12 protein-coding genes are annotated in these 14,897 nt (G+C 35.1%); 9 read left to right on the plus strand and 3 right to left on the minus strand.

The window, feature by feature from the left end; genetic code table 11:
• Positions 1-15: 15 nt before the first annotated feature.
• A complete protein-coding gene (locus tag LOK78_RS08940) occupies positions 16-714 on the plus strand; it encodes an E3 ubiquitin ligase family protein (protein ID WP_232634640.1) in 699 nt (232 codons plus the stop codon).
• Between the two features lie 8 nt (positions 715-722).
• On the opposite strand, the gene LOK78_RS08945 is transcribed toward LOK78_RS08940, so the two are convergent.
• On the minus strand, positions 723-1,202 hold the full coding sequence (locus LOK78_RS08945) for a CBS domain-containing protein (protein ID WP_166956418.1): 480 nt from the start codon (positions 1,200-1,202) through the stop codon (positions 723-725).
• A gap of 121 nt (positions 1,203-1,323) precedes the next feature.
• On the opposite strand from LOK78_RS08945, the gene LOK78_RS08950 reads away from it, so the two are divergent.
• The 5 genes from LOK78_RS08950 to LOK78_RS08970 all read left to right on the plus strand — a co-directional run bounded on the left by LOK78_RS08950 (position 1,324) and on the right by LOK78_RS08970 (position 8,538).
• A complete protein-coding gene (locus LOK78_RS08950; RefSeq protein ID WP_232634641.1) occupies positions 1,324-3,621 on the plus strand; it encodes a M28 family peptidase in 2,298 nt (765 codons plus the stop codon).
• 120 nt (positions 3,622-3,741) lie between these two features.
• Positions 3,742-5,124, plus strand: coding sequence for a sensor histidine kinase (locus LOK78_RS08955; RefSeq protein WP_232634642.1), 1,383 nt, complete (start codon positions 3,742-3,744; stop codon positions 5,122-5,124).
• On the plus strand, positions 5,121-5,822 hold the full coding sequence (locus LOK78_RS08960) for a response regulator transcription factor (protein ID WP_053970616.1): 702 nt from the start codon (positions 5,121-5,123) through the stop codon (positions 5,820-5,822). Before LOK78_RS08955 ends, LOK78_RS08960 begins: the two co-directional genes overlap by 4 nt.
• Before the next feature lie 15 nt (positions 5,823-5,837).
• On the plus strand, positions 5,838-7,622 hold the full coding sequence (locus tag LOK78_RS08965; RefSeq protein ID WP_232634643.1) for a T9SS type A sorting domain-containing protein: 1,785 nt from the start codon (positions 5,838-5,840) through the stop codon (positions 7,620-7,622).
• 214 nt (positions 7,623-7,836) lie between these two features.
• Complete coding sequence (locus LOK78_RS08970) at positions 7,837-8,538, plus strand: tetratricopeptide repeat protein (RefSeq protein WP_232634644.1); 702 nt, start codon at positions 7,837-7,839, stop codon at positions 8,536-8,538.
• 59 nt (positions 8,539-8,597) lie between these two features.
• On the opposite strand, the gene LOK78_RS08975 is transcribed toward LOK78_RS08970, so the two are convergent.
• Both LOK78_RS08975 and LOK78_RS08980 read right to left on the minus strand, forming a co-directional pair.
• The gene (locus LOK78_RS08975) at positions 8,598-10,688 is read right to left on the minus strand and encodes a M13 family metallopeptidase (protein ID WP_232405814.1); all 2,091 of its coding nucleotides are present in this window, start codon (positions 10,686-10,688) and stop codon (positions 8,598-8,600) included.
• 74 nt (positions 10,689-10,762) lie between these two features.
• Positions 10,763-11,269 carry a hypothetical protein gene (locus LOK78_RS08980; RefSeq protein ID WP_232634645.1) on the minus strand — a complete coding sequence of 169 codons (507 nt, stop codon included), beginning with the start codon at positions 11,267-11,269 and terminating at the stop codon, positions 10,763-10,765.
• A gap of 130 nt (positions 11,270-11,399) precedes the next feature.
• Here LOK78_RS08980 and LOK78_RS08985 point away from each other — a divergent pair, with 130 nt between their 5' ends.
• From LOK78_RS08985 to LOK78_RS08995, 3 genes are all read left to right on the plus strand, one after another.
• On the plus strand, positions 11,400-12,362 hold the full coding sequence (locus tag LOK78_RS08985; RefSeq protein ID WP_232634646.1) for an NAD-dependent epimerase/dehydratase family protein: 963 nt from the start codon (positions 11,400-11,402) through the stop codon (positions 12,360-12,362).
• A 152-nt stretch (positions 12,363-12,514) separates the two neighbouring features.
• Positions 12,515-13,687: a DUF1573 domain-containing protein gene (locus tag LOK78_RS08990; protein ID WP_232634647.1), complete on the plus strand. Its 1,173-nt coding sequence runs from the start codon at positions 12,515-12,517 to the stop codon at positions 13,685-13,687.
• 503 nt (positions 13,688-14,190) lie between these two features.
• Positions 14,191-14,652 carry a hypothetical protein gene (locus tag LOK78_RS08995; protein ID WP_232634648.1) on the plus strand — a complete coding sequence of 154 codons (462 nt, stop codon included), beginning with the start codon at positions 14,191-14,193 and terminating at the stop codon, positions 14,650-14,652.
• Positions 14,653-14,897 lie beyond the last annotated feature (245 nt).

Consider the following 14,897-nt stretch of genomic DNA (forward strand, 5'->3'; position numbering starts at 1 on the left):
CTAAAAATACCACCAATGAAAATCTTTCTTTCTGGAACTCCTTGGCCTGTTATAATCATTATCGCTGGTTTCGTTATTGCTATTATCTTAACACAAGTATTTAGCGCCAAAAATGTCATTTTAAGAACCCTTAAAAAACTTCCAAGTAGATCAATTAATGGTGTTAAATCCAATGAATTTGTAAAAATACATGGCAAAGCACTCCACGCCAACGAGCCCCTTTTGGCACCATTAAGCCGAAGGAAATGTGTCTTTTATAGTATTAAAATTGAGCAGAAAAAAGGTAGTGGCAAAAACTCCCATTGGAAAACCTTGGTGCAAGAAGAACGCTATCAGGATTTTTTTGTTGAAAAAAATGGTGAATTACTGCTTATAAAGCCCACGAAAAATCCTCTAAATTATATCAATTATTTAGTTACGGATAAAGAAACAGACTCTGGAACTTTTAATGATCCAACCCCTGAATTTGAAAGGCTACTATCTCAATACGACATTAGCAGCACAGGGCTATTTGGTTTCAATAAATCACTAAGGTATACTGAAGGAATTATATCAGTGGGAGAACGCATTACAGTAGCGGGGAAAGTTTCATGGAAAACACTCAATGAGCCCATTCCAGAATATCCCTATTCAAAAATTGCGCAATTAGAAGCTGATGGCAAACAAAAAATAATCATAACCGATCTACCCGAAGCACAAAAAACGACTATCTAAACAATAGATCATTTCCAATTATGCCCCCTTAATTTCATGGCGGCTTTTAGGATGTCTTTTTGGCTAATTTGACCAACCAATTTTCCACCTTCCAATATGGGGAATCGTCTTACTTTAGAATCCAAAAACTTTTTAGCCGCATCAAAAACATCCATATTGGCATCAATGGTTTCTACTTCAGTCACCATTCTGCTTCCAACATCATCCTGCATCATAGGCATGTTATAATATCTGCTGTCACTTATCTGTTTTAGACAATCTCCTTCTGAAATAATTCCCACCAATTCATTGTTGTCATTTACTACAGGTCCCCCCGATATTTTATGAACAATTAATGCTGAAATAACCTCCTCAACAGATTGCTCTGGCCTGAAGGTTACAAGCTCTTTGGTCATGTAATCACTCACCTTGATAGGGTCCTGTAACATCGTGTTTTGTTGTTCTTTTTGGGTTTGCCTTCTTGCCCCTTGAAAACTTTTAATTCCCATAAGTCTGATTTTGAGTTTCTTAAATATACCTTTTTTTTTTGAGCATTCCTAAGAAATATTATTAACAGCCATTTTGTCTATAATTTCCTTATTTTTATAAGAACTAACTTTCATTCCACCCATGTTAAGAAAAATCATTTCCGTTCTTCTGATAGCTTTGGCTATCTATTGGAGTTTTAAAGCTTTGTTACCTAACACCATTTCAGCAAAAGATGCCGATTCCAATCAATTTTCAACGGCACGAGCTTTAGAAAAGTTAAAGCCCATGAGCTTAGCGCCACACTTTTTAGGAAATAAAGAGCATGAAAGTGTGAGAAACTATTTAGTGAACGAGTTGAGAGCCCTTGGTTTAAAACCAGAAATTCAGGAAGGTTATTCCATGAGCCAGTGGGGCAATCTAGCAAAGGCAAAAAACATCCTAGCTAGGATAAAAGGCTCCCAAAACACCAAGGCATTGTTATTGTTAAGCCATTACGATAGCAACCCCCACTCTTCCTTAGGGGCCAGTGATGCCGGTTCTGGAATTGTAACCATCCTGGAAGGTATTCGAGCTTACATGGCTGATGGTAAAAAGCCAAAAAACGATATTATTATTCTTTTTTCAGATGGAGAAGAGCTTGGATTAAACGGCGCCGATATTTTTGTCAACCAACATCCATGGGCCAAAGATGTAGGGTTGGTTCTCAATTTTGAGGCTCGAGGTAGTGGCGGTCCTAGCTATATGCTGGTAGAGACTAATCAAGGAAATAGTCAATTAATGAAAGGTTTTGTGGAAGCTCATCCCGAATATCCCGTGGCAAACTCCCTCGCATACAGTATTTATAAAATGCTTCCTAATGACACCGATTTAACTCGGTTTAGGGAAGATGGAAATATTGATGGTTTCAATTTCGCATTTATAGGGGACCATTTTGACTATCACACTGCATTGGACAATTTTGAAAGACTGGACAAAAATACCTTAGAACACCAAGGCAGTTATTTGATGCCGCTTCTATCCTATTTTTCTCAAGCAGATCTCACCCAATTAAAAAGTAACGACGACCACATTTATTTTAATGTTCCCTTTTTGAAGACTGTTACTTACCCTTTCTCATGGATTTTCCCTATGTTAATTATTGCCTTTGGGCTCTTTCTATGGCTTTTAATTTATGGCTTTAGGAATCAAATGCTATTTGGTAAATGGATTGGAAAAGGTTTTTTGGCCTTTTTTGGAAGTTTGACCCTATCTGGGGGGGGCGGTTTTTTTCTTTGGAAACTTCTGCTATCCATTTACCCTCAATATGGTGAAATTCTTCATGGATTTACCTATAACGGCTATACCTATATTGCAGCATTTACTTCTTTGGCAATGATGATTTGTTTCTTTATCTACTCTAAGTTTCATACAGAAACTAAATTAGCTAGTTTGTTCGTCGCACCTCTAACCTTTTGGCTCTTAATATGTACTATAGCCGCCTTTGCCTTAGAGGGAGCAAGCTTCTTTATTATTCCTGTTTATTTCGGCCTTTTAAGCCTCTTTATCATGCTCAGGCAACAAAAACCAAACCTCATACTATTGGCGTTACTGACCGTTCCGGTGCTCATGATTATGTCACCATTTGTAAAAATGTTCCCAGTAGGTTTGGGCTTAAAAATTCTTTTTTTAAGCTGTATTTTGACCGTCATGATTTTTGGGTTGGTTGTTCCTGTTCTGGGATCCATAAAACATAAAAACAGGTTCACAATCGTGTTTGGGGTACTAACTCTATGGTTTTTATTCTCGGCTCATTTTAACTCTGACTTTTCTGAAGATAGACCTAAACCTAATAGTTTAGTATATTTATTGGATTCTAACACACATACAGCCCAATGGGCCACCTATGACCATTTGCTTGATGACTGGACGCAAAACTACATCTCTCAAGAAAAAACGGAGGTTCAATCAGAAAACCAAAATGTATTTGCGAGCAAATACAGCACGGGTCTAACTTATTCACAAAAAGCTCCAGTAAAAATGATTCCAGAACCTACTATTGAGTACATTCAGGATACGATAATAAATGGCTTTAGAAATATTGAACTCATTATGATTTCAAATAGATCTGCCGAGAGAATTGAAGTATTCTCAGACTCCAATTCTGTTTTCAAAAACACCAAAGTCAACGGAGTCTTAGCGTTTTCAGACTCTTTAGGATATAATTTCTCTGAGAGGAAAAACAATCGCCTTTTTAGTTACTATGTATCTGATGAAGAACCTTTGAAACTTTCCTTTTCAGTGCCTGAGAATCAAGCGACAACCTTACAGTTTTATGAAGCTACTTTTGATTTATTAACCAATAAAAAATTTACAATACCACAACGAAAATCCAACATGATACCAAAACCATTTGTTTTAAACGATGCTGTGATTATTAAAAAAACCGTTCAAATTAATTAAGTCCCTTACTATGGCGAAATAAGGGAACTTTTAATTTTTCTTTATCGGTTAATTTAATGTTAAACGGATTGTTTATTTTACTGTAAAATAAACCGTTACAATAATTTTAACGCCGTGAAGATGATAAAAAATACCCGCCTTCTAGTTTTCCTGTCTGTGTTTACTTTAATAGCACTAACGGGCATACAGTCCTATCTTATCTTCAATACCTACAAATTAAAAAAGAAGGATGCTATAAACAATGCCAGAATTTCTTTAGCGAAGGTATATACCACAAAGAATATCGATTCACTTATGTGGATTTACAGAAATGATTTTCTAGTTCAGCTTGAACAATTTGAGCAAGGAAAAATTTCTAAAGATCAAGTTTTAAAAAACCTCGAAATTAAAACTGAAGAAGTTAATCCTGTTTTTAGAGAAGCCTACCAAAATGGATTAAAGGACCAAGACCTACCATTTACGGTTAAGTTCAATAAAAGTGCCATATCCATATTTGTAAAAGATAGTTTAGATCAAACCACGTCCTTTTTATCTCAAAGCGATGCCCCCATATTTTTATTAGGAGACAAGCTAGGACCAGACGAAGAATCCATACTGGTAAACAACAGCTCATGGAATAAAGACCATGAAATTATAATAGATGGTCAATCGCAAACTTTTCTATTAGACTTTAAAACTCAAATCTATATGAGTGTGGAAAACTGGAGAATGTTTGTTGCAAAGCAAATGACCATCCTTCTGCTTTTATCTTGTCTTCTATTTCTATTCATGACGGGTTTATTTTATTACTCGATTAAGAGCCTAATGAAACAAAAAAAACTGTCGGAAATCAAAACAGATTTCATTAATAACATGACTCATGAATTAAAGACGCCTCTATCAACTTTATCCATAGCCACTCAAAACTTAACAGACAATTTTGATCACGATGACAAATCTATGTCTGCAGAAATCATTAACGTCATTAACAGACAAAATATTAGGTTACAAAAATTGATTGACCAGGTGTTGAATAGCAGTCTGGGATATCAAGAAATTGAGTTAGAAAAAGAGGAAATCGAATTCGTCGCTTTCATGGAGGAGCTCATAGATGATTTTAAAATCCCTCTTCCAGACAACATTGAAATTAGATTCCTTTCTGATTTAAAGTCTGCCACTATGGTTTTAGACAGATTTTATATCAGTACTGCCATTTTAAATGTTTTAAACAATGCTGTGAAATATGGTGGTACGGTTGTCGACATACATTTTTCAAAAGATACATCAACCAATTCCTATTTATTGAATATTCATGACAATGGTATTGGTATTGACAAGAAACACTTACCAAATCTTTTCCAGAAGTTTTATCGTGTGAGTGAGAAGGACCAACATAATTACAAAGGCCTGGGCTTGGGTCTATATTATGCAAAGCAAATTATCACGGCACATAAAGGGACTATTTCAGTAGAAAGCTCTAGAAGAACAGGAACAACATTCACCATTAAATTACATCATCCATGAAAAAAATATTGCTAGCAGAAGATGATATCGATCTAGGTACCATGCTTAAGCATTACTTAGAAGGAAACGGATATTTGGTGGATTGGGCTCAAGATGGAAATCAAACTTTGGATGCATTCACAACAAAAAATTACGATCTGTGCATATTGGATGTGATGATGCCCAAACTAGATGGGTTTAATGTGGCTAAAAAAATGGTTTATATCAACCCCGAAATCCCTTTTCTATTTGTCACAGCCCGAATAACCGGTGAGGATAAAATAAAAGGATTAAAATTGGGTGCCGATGATTATATCACCAAACCATTTAACGCTGAAGAACTTTTATTAAGAATAAAAAATATTATTAAAAGAACAGAACAGCAGCAATTTGTTTTAAAGGATATAGAAGACAAAAATATCATACAAATAGGCTCTTATGCTTTTGATTTTAAAAATTCACTTCTTAAATCTAAAGACGAATCCTTTAACCTAACTAAAAAAGAAGCGCAATTAATTTACCTCCTATACAGCCAACAAAATCAATTAATTAGAAGAGAAGATATTCTAACAAAAATTTGGAATAGTAATGACTTCTTTTCAGGCAGAAGTATGGATGTATATATAAGTAAAATCAGAAAATACTTTAAAGATGACGAAAGCATTCAAATCAAAAGTATAAGAGGATTGGGCTTAGAATTTCAGATAAATAATATTTAATTAAAAACTAATTTCATGAAACACTTCAACCTTTTAATTTTAATGGCTATTTTCTTGGGACAATCCGTTTGTGCCCAAGTCTACAATCAGACCAACACTTTTGGTCAGGCAGGACTTACCTTCCCATTTGGAAGAGCTTATGACAGTCAAAATAATTATTATACTGTAGGTTTCCATCAAGGATCATTTACCTATGGAGATACAACGGCATCCTTTGCCGGAGGGAATCAAGATGTTTTTTTAACAAAAACAGATGCCAATGGTAACCCGGTTTGGGTGAAATCATTTAATGGCGGTGCAGATAATGCTGGATTAAATATTACCATTGACAACAATGATAATATTTATCTCACTGGTTTTTTTCAAGGAGCTGGATCCAATGCTTTTGATGCAGACCCAGATCCTAATACTGAGTACTTTTTAGCACAAACTTCCTTTTTATTATCACGTGATGCTTTTATCATCAAATTAGATAGTAATGGTGATTTTTTATGGGCAAAACAATTTAGCAATGCCTACGGTGCAGCCAATGAAAATGGTAAAGGTATTAAGGTAGACTCAGAAGGTAATGTTTATGCCATTGGTGAGTTTATTGTTGCAGATTTTGATCCAGGTTCTTCAGAATATGCGCTTTGCGCGAATAACGGAGCTGGCACCTATACAACTCAAATTGATTGTGTTTCTACCAGTGAATCACTTTCTCAAGATGCCTATATTGTAAAATTGAATGCCAGTGGTGATTTTATATGGGCAAAACAACTAAAAAGTCTTGGGACCAACCAAAGCACTACAACTGCTGAATCTATTGATATTGATGATGCAGACAACCTTTACATAGCTGGAACTTTTAACCAAACTATTGATTTAGATCCTTCCTCAGAATCTGAAGACCTTCATGTTAATGTCGGAAGCTTTGATTCTTATATAGTAAAACTTACCAATGATGGTGATTTTGTTTGGGGACACACTTTTGGAAATGCCTCTCTTGATGATGTACAATCTGTCATTTGCATCAATGAAAATGTTTATGTAACAGGTCAAGTTTGGGGGAATACAGATTTTGACCCAACCGAAGAAGAAAATACTATATCCATTCTAGGTGGTACTGCCGGATTTGCATCAAAATTTAATCAAGATGGCACCTATTTAAGCACTTATATAGTTGATGGAAATGATGCAAGTGGAACCAGTGAGATGATTTATTCAGTGGGCTTAAATGGCAGCAATCTTTATTTCGCTGGAGTTATTCAAGGTGAAACAGATTTCGATATTGCTACAGAAGGTGTGGTATCAGAAACATCAAACAACAATTCTGAGGATGCCTTCTTGCTAGTTATTGAGGAAGCGACTGGAAATTATGTTGAACATTATCTAATAGGTGGCACAGGAGATGAAGAAAAGATTTGGGCAGATGTATTAGATCTAAACATATTTTTGACTGGAACTTTTAGAAGCGCAACTGTAGATTTCAACCCTTTTGAAGGAGAAGATATCCAATCAAAATCAGCTGGACAAGCAGACTCTTACGTTTCGGTTTTTCAATTAAATTCTTTGAGTATTGACGAATTCGATGGTTCTACGGTACTTACTCTTTATCCTAATCCTGCTGTTGACGAAATTAGAATTTCTGGAAATAATCCAATTAATAAATTCGAAATCTATTCCATCACAGGTCAGTTAGTAAATAAAGGTGATCTAACCTCAAATACCATTGACATTTCTCAACTATCAAAAGGAACCTATCTCCTAAAATTAGTTGGAAGAAATCAAGTGTTTGCAAAAAAAATCATCAAAAAATAGGTCATGTTTAAACAGTTTATAAAATACAGGCTACAGGTAGCTTTAGCTATTTTATATCTCTTAATAACGATTTGCATCTTTTTATGGGTCATTGAATAATCAATTCATGCTCTATTCTCAAGCAAAAAGGCCATCATAATGATGGTCTTTTTATTTATATATTGACTTAAAAGCTAATATTTTTACTAGATTTGGCTCATTAAATTAAGAAGAAATGAAAAGAATTTTAATCCTATTTTTATGGGTTGGAGTGGCTGTTCAGGCCCAAAGCAATCAAGAACTGATTAACCATTATAAAGCCTATTATAAGCAAATGCAAAAGCAAGCAGATGCACAAGGGGTCATTAATGCACTTACTCATTTAAATGTCTTACAACCATCTACGCAGCGGCAAGATACCTTAGCCTATGTTTACATGAGTGAAGGCATGTACTTTCAAGCTCTGAATACCTCTGGAATTGAACTGAATCCTACTGATTCTGACATGTCTGTTGAAGTAAAAGCTGTTTCCCTAAAGGCGATGAAACAAGTAGAAAAAGCCATTCCCTTTTTTGAAGAACTATTTAAAAGAGAAGCTACAGTAGGAGTTGCTTATGAACTTGCAGAAATGTATTTGCAAACCCAACAATTACTTCAAGCTACCAAATATGTTGAATACGGAATAGAAAACTCAAAGCCAGAAGTAGGTAGAACCTATTACGAATCACAACAGCCTTATCAAGTACCCATCAAGGCTGGTTTTTTATATTTAAAAGCATTGGTTACTTTTAATAAAAACAAGGCGACCAATATTGATACAGCCATAACCACACTAGATGAAGCCATTACCTTGGCACCTAATTTTAATTTGGCTTATATAACCAAACAGGCGTTACAGGGACAGAAAAACCCACCGCAACCAGAAACCAAAAACTAAAAACATATAAAAAAGGGGCGTTTAAAACACCCCTTTTTTTATTATTATTTCAATAGCTCTTACCAGATTCTAACTCTATCTTCTGGCGCCAAGTACATGGCATCTCCCTCTTTTACATCAAAAGCTGAATAAAAAGCATCAACATTCTTTAATGGCATAACAGCACGGAACATTCCTGGAGAATGTGGATCTGTTTTAATTTGGTTTCTTAAAGCGTCATCACGGTACTTAGTTCTCCAAACGGTTGCCCAACTTAAAAAGAAACGTTGCTCTGGAGTAAACCCATCAATTTCCCCTGGGTTTCCATTTTCTGCCAAATACATTTGTAATCCATCATAAGCGGCATTAACACCTCCTAGATCACCAATGTTTTCTCCTAGAGTAAATTCACCATTAAGATTAACTCCTGGAAACACTTCTTCATTACTAAATTGACCCGCTAATTCTTTACCCAGCTTGGTAAATTGCTCCAAATCTTCTTCGGTCCACCAATTATTTAAATTACCATTGGCATCATATCTAGAACCGGAGTCATCAAAACAATGTGAAATTTCATGTCCTATAACTGCTCCTATACCACCATAGTTTACAGCCTCATCTGCCTCATAGTTGTAAAAGGGAGGTTGTAAAATAGCTGCTGGAAACACAATCTCATTATAAGATGGGTTAAAATAGGCATTCACAGTTTGAGGAGACATCCCCCACTCTGATTTATCCACAGGTTTACCTAAATCTTCTAAGTCCTTATTAAATCTCCATTTAGATACATTAGTCATATTATCATAGTAAGAACCACCCTCTTCATAAGTTTTCACCTCCATTTGGGAATAGTCTTTCCACTTATCTGGATAACCAATCTTAACGGTCATTTTTTCTAGTTTTTCAATAGCCTTTTCTTTAGTTTCTGGGCTCATCCATTCTAGATTTTTGATTCTATTACCATAAGCGAGCATCACATTTTTAATCATGGCTTCTGCTTTGGCTTTAGCCTCTGCAGGGAATTTTTGCTCCACATATAGTTTTCCAAGAGCTTCTCCAACAGTCCAGTTGATAGTCTGCAAAGCACGCTCGTCTCTTTCTCTTTGTTCTTTAGAACCCTTTAAATCTCTTCCGTAAAACTCCCAACTTACTCTATCTAGTTCAGTCGTTAGCTTTCCAGAAGCACCATTAAGTAAAGTCCAAGTCAAATAGTCTTTCCAGTCTTGAACGTTCCCTTCTTTTAGGATTCCGTCCAAAGCTTTAAAATAACCAGGATCTGAAACAATAACCGTGTCTACAGATTGCACGCCGATACCTTGAAAATAAGTGTTCCAATCGATAGATGGCGTCATTTCTTTTAATCCTTCCAAACTTTTAGGATTATAGCGCTTTCTAGCATCTCTGCGCTCTTCCTTGGTCATTCTTGGTTCAGCCAATCGTGTTTCAAATGCCAATATGTTTTCAGCCTTTTGGGTAGCGGTAGCATCATCGACACCTAGATATTTCATCATGGTTGCAATGTGCGCCTTGTAAAGCTCCCTTTTTTGCTTGGTATCTTCGTCTTGGTCCACATAATAATCTCTACTTAAACCAAGAGACCCATTACCTAAATAAGCTGCATTAATATCGCTATTCTTTGGGTGAGATCCCACACCAAAACCTAGAAAACCAGCTCCACCTTGTGGTTCCATTTTTATTAAATAAGCTTGTAAATCGGCCAAATTGCTAATTCCATCAATTTCCGCTAAATAAGGTTTAATAGGTTCCAATCCTTGATTATCCCTTGCAACGGTATCCATGATGGTTTCATAGATTTTAATGGCTTTTTCTTGATCAGATCCAGGCATAACTTTTATTTGTGCCATGTCTTTGTTATCTGATGCCATGGCCGACTTTAAAATACCTAAGGCATCTTCATCAGTCATTTGACGAAGTTCGTCAAAACTTCCCCATCTGGTTCTATCAGCTGGGATTTCGTTGTTTTCCAACCAAGTCCCATTGACATACTTAAAAAAATCTTCACTTGGTTTTACCAAAGTATCCATGTTCTTGAGCTCAATACCCGGAGCAACATATACTTCGGCCATTTCCTTCTTTTCTTCCTTACAAGATGATAAGCCTACTAGCACACCCGCGGCAAGAACAGAAGCGTTCATGATTTTACGATTCATATTTAATTATAATTTTAAAATTTGCTATTATTTAGTTGAGAGTAATTTTTAAAAATAAGGATTATTACAGCTATTTAGGGTTTGTAAATCTGTTGGGATTCACGTTCCAATTTCTTGTTCATTTGAAGACTCATATTGTTAAAAGCAATTAATACCTCACCAATAACACTAACCATTTCTTCATTGTCAATATTTGATAAATTAGCTAAGCTTTCCAATTTTAAACAGGCATTTTCAACAGCTACCAAACGCGCCATTACCGAAGGCGAGTTTAACTCTGCAGGTATGGTTTTTTGAAGATCTGTCAACAAGGTAGATAAGATTTCCTGGTTGTCTTGAAAATAGGAATAATCGCCCAATTTCAATTTAGCTATAACATCATTCAGTTCGGTATATTTATTCCAGTTTTCAGTGTAGACAGCGACTTTGGGATCAACGACATACTCGGTATATTTTATTTGGGCTATGTCCTCTTTGGTTATGGACGAACTTTTTTCAACCTCTTGAACTACTTCTGTTTGTTGGGATTCACCACAACTTAAAAGGACAAAAAGAATAAAAACATATGTTATCTTGCTCATGGGCACTACTATAAGATTAGCAAATATATTGAATTCAAACCATTCCCAAAGAGCTTTAAGATTTAAGTGGCTTTTATGATTTGAAACCACAAAATCTTCTTAATTTTGTGCAACTTTTTAAATGACCAAAATGACTTCAAAAATCTTAATCATTGGTGCTTGTGGGCAAATAGGATCTGAACTAGCTCAGGCACTTAGAAACAAACACGGTAAAGACAATGTGGTTGCCAGTGATATTGATTCCAGAAATATGGAAGTTGTTCAATCTGGTCCTTTTGAAATCGTAGACGCCAAAGATTATAATTCGGTCAAGAATTGTATTGACAAACATGACATAGACACTGTTTATTTAATGGCGGCCATGTTGAGTGCAACGGGAGAAAAAAACCCAATGGCTGCCTGGGATTTAAATATGAATTCTTTATTTCACGTGTTGAATTTAGCCAAGGACGGGGTGATTAAAAAAGTTTTTTGGCCTTCAAGCATTGCTGTATTTGGCAGCAATACCCCCAAAGAAAACACACCGCAACATACCATCATGGAGCCTTCTACTGTTTACGGTATAACCAAACAAGTAGGTGAACGCTGGTGTGAATATTATTTTAAGAATTATGGTGTGGATGTGAGAAGCATTAGGTATCCAGGAATCATCAGTTGGAAAACCTTACCTGGTGGAGGAACCACAGATTATGCTATAGACATTTATCACAAAGCACTTACCGAAAAATCTTATGAGTGCTTTTTAAGTGCAGATACCTCTTTGCCCATGATGTTTATGGATGATGCCATAAAAGCGACCATCAACCTTATGGAAGCCCCAGAAGATGATGTAAAAATTAGATCTTCCTACAATTTGGCCGCTATGAGCTTTACACCTCAAGACCTATTTGAAGCTATCAAAAAACACATTCCTGATTTTACAATCACCTTCAACCCTGACTTTAGACAAAAAATCGCCGACTCCTGGCCTAAAAGTATTGATGACTCTTCGGCCCGAAATGACTGGCACTGGCAACATGCCTTTGACATTGAAAAGATGACGGTTGAAATGCTTGAAAAATTGGGAGAAAAGTATGGGGTAAGTATCTCTTAATGGTACAAAACAAGTACTTCTTTTTCAAATAGAAATTTTTATCTAGCTACTGAAGGGATAGAAAAGAGTTCCATGTAAGTATTTCTTTATATTTGGGTGTTAATACACACCAGTGTGTTTATACATATGTTACCACACATTTGAGAAAAACTATGCGAATCTATTTAACTTTTACATTTTTAATATTATTTGTATTCCAGATAAGCGCTCAATCTATTAATGAAAAAATAGAGAACTTATTAGAATTAGATGGAACTATAAGAAATATCGAAAACCTCATTACTCAAACAATCGATTATCAAAAACAAAATAATATTGGAATTTCAGATAATTATTGGGAATCCTTAGAGCAAAAGGTAACTAAAAAATCACTTGCAGAATTTAAAAAGATAGTAAAACCTATATACTCTAAAAATTACACCGAATCACAAATTGACAACCTTATAACTTTCTATAGCTCACAAACTGGAAAATTGGTTACTGAAAAACAACCAATTATAATCGAAGAATTAAATTTACCTTTAATGCAGTGGTCGCAAAATTTAGGCTCTTATGTCATTGAGGAAATTGAAAATAGAGGTAAAAACGAATCAACATCTGATGAAAAAGAAAAATTTGAAACCGAATTTAAAGAAAAATACGGCTTGCAAATACTCAATCTTACTGACCTAGCTATAGACAAAGAAAATAATATTGGAGACTTATTAGTCGACTTTGGAAAAACAGATGGTAAAAAAGACGTGACCAAGATAATTAGTGTAAAAAATAATTCAAATAAGGAAATTGAATTTCAAGAACCAAAATTTTTGAGCAATGAAGAAATAAAATTTGATTTAGGAGATAAACCTCTTGGAATTGGAGAAACTAGGGATTTAAAAATTACCTTAATCGCTGAATTAGCGGAAAACAAAAGTTACTCAACGTCAAGTATTAATTACAATAATGGAAATAGAATCCAATTCGGAATTAAATATGATGCACCTGCCAAGGAAATTAGTTTTGAGATTTCTGATAGAAAATTGGCTATAAAGAAATTAAAGCAAGACTTTTCTAAACCTTACGTTTTCATCTTAAAAAATACAGGTAAAAAGGAATTTCACATCTCTGATATAGAGCTAGATAAACAAATTGCTTACTTGAACTGGAATAAAGAAACTATTAAACCAAATGAAGAAACTGAAATTAGAGTAGTCTTTTCAAAACAATTAATTGCAAAACAGAAAAATACAAATTTGAAGTTGAAATTGAAAGTCGATTTAACGAAAGGAGAAAAAGGAGGCTTTTCAAGTTTTGCTAATGAAACGATAGAATTAATAATTGAATAAAAAACGTGTGGTAACAATGGCTATAAGTAATTGCTTGTTCTCACCTACTTCTGAAAATCCTCGCGGATTTTCAGTTTGGCGTGTACTTGCAAAGTTAAGTGCTAAACCACGCAACTACTCATAGCCGAGACCGATGATAACACATTCGCCAAAGGCGAACTTTAATTACTACGTGCTTCGCACTCCCGTCCTTAAAGTAAATGTGTTATCATCTGCAGGGTTAAACCAAATTACTATCTAGTAATCGCCAAGGACTATCGCCTTCAGCGGGCTTCGAGCCAAAACGTGCAACATCGTCGGTTAAAAGTAATTTGGTTCCCCTTTTCGAACTCCCAAGCTAATAAATTCTACAATTAACGCTTCGCTTTCGCGATGCTAATTGATAATCCATAATTTGAGATTACAATCAAGTCCGTTTCTCAAATTATTGCTAAAGAATTTATTATCTTTTCTTTCTCTAAGCAGAACTACGTTTAACCCTGCAGTTGTACCCAATTTGAGAAATGAATCGATTTAAAGACATAATTCTGATTTTCATACTGACTTTTGGTGTTTATTCCTGTACAAACGATAAGGAAAAAAGAAAAGAAATTGTAGCGGAAAAAATTGCTCAATTTTCGGACAAAAAAGCGGAATGGAATAATTTGACGAATCGGATTTTAGAAAATCAATTTGTAAACTCAAATTTGGGAAAAGGAATATACCCAACGGATTTAGAAAAATCTTTATCGACTGAATTAATAAATAATGGAATTAAATTCATTACTGTTCGCAACGATTCGGAATGTAAAGAAGTTGAATACGCAACGGAATGGACTAAATATCCAATCGGAACACTAAATCTGACTTGGACAACGTGTGACCCAAAACAAACCGAAAAAGGATTTTTTACCGAATATGGTTTTATCGAAGTTTATGGAATTGGGAATAATTGGTTAATAGTTGTCGATAGTGATTTTATATAAAAAAACTGGGTACAACACTGGCTATAATCCATTGCTTGCTAAGTGCTAAACCAAAAACAATTAACTTTAACCGGCTTGATTCCTACTCTGAAAATCATTCTGATTTTCCTCGCAACGGAATCATAGGTACTGTGTTAGAAAACAAGTAAATTGCAATAAATTTTTAGGAAGCATTCAAATTTATTTGACTGTTATCCCGTGCAGCAGGGACTTTAAGTCCTTGCTGTTTTTTCTTTTCAAATTCT

This window comes from Mangrovimonas futianensis, from assembly GCF_021245805.1.
Classification (GTDB): Bacteria; Bacteroidota; Bacteroidia; order Flavobacteriales; family Flavobacteriaceae; genus Mangrovimonas; species Mangrovimonas futianensis.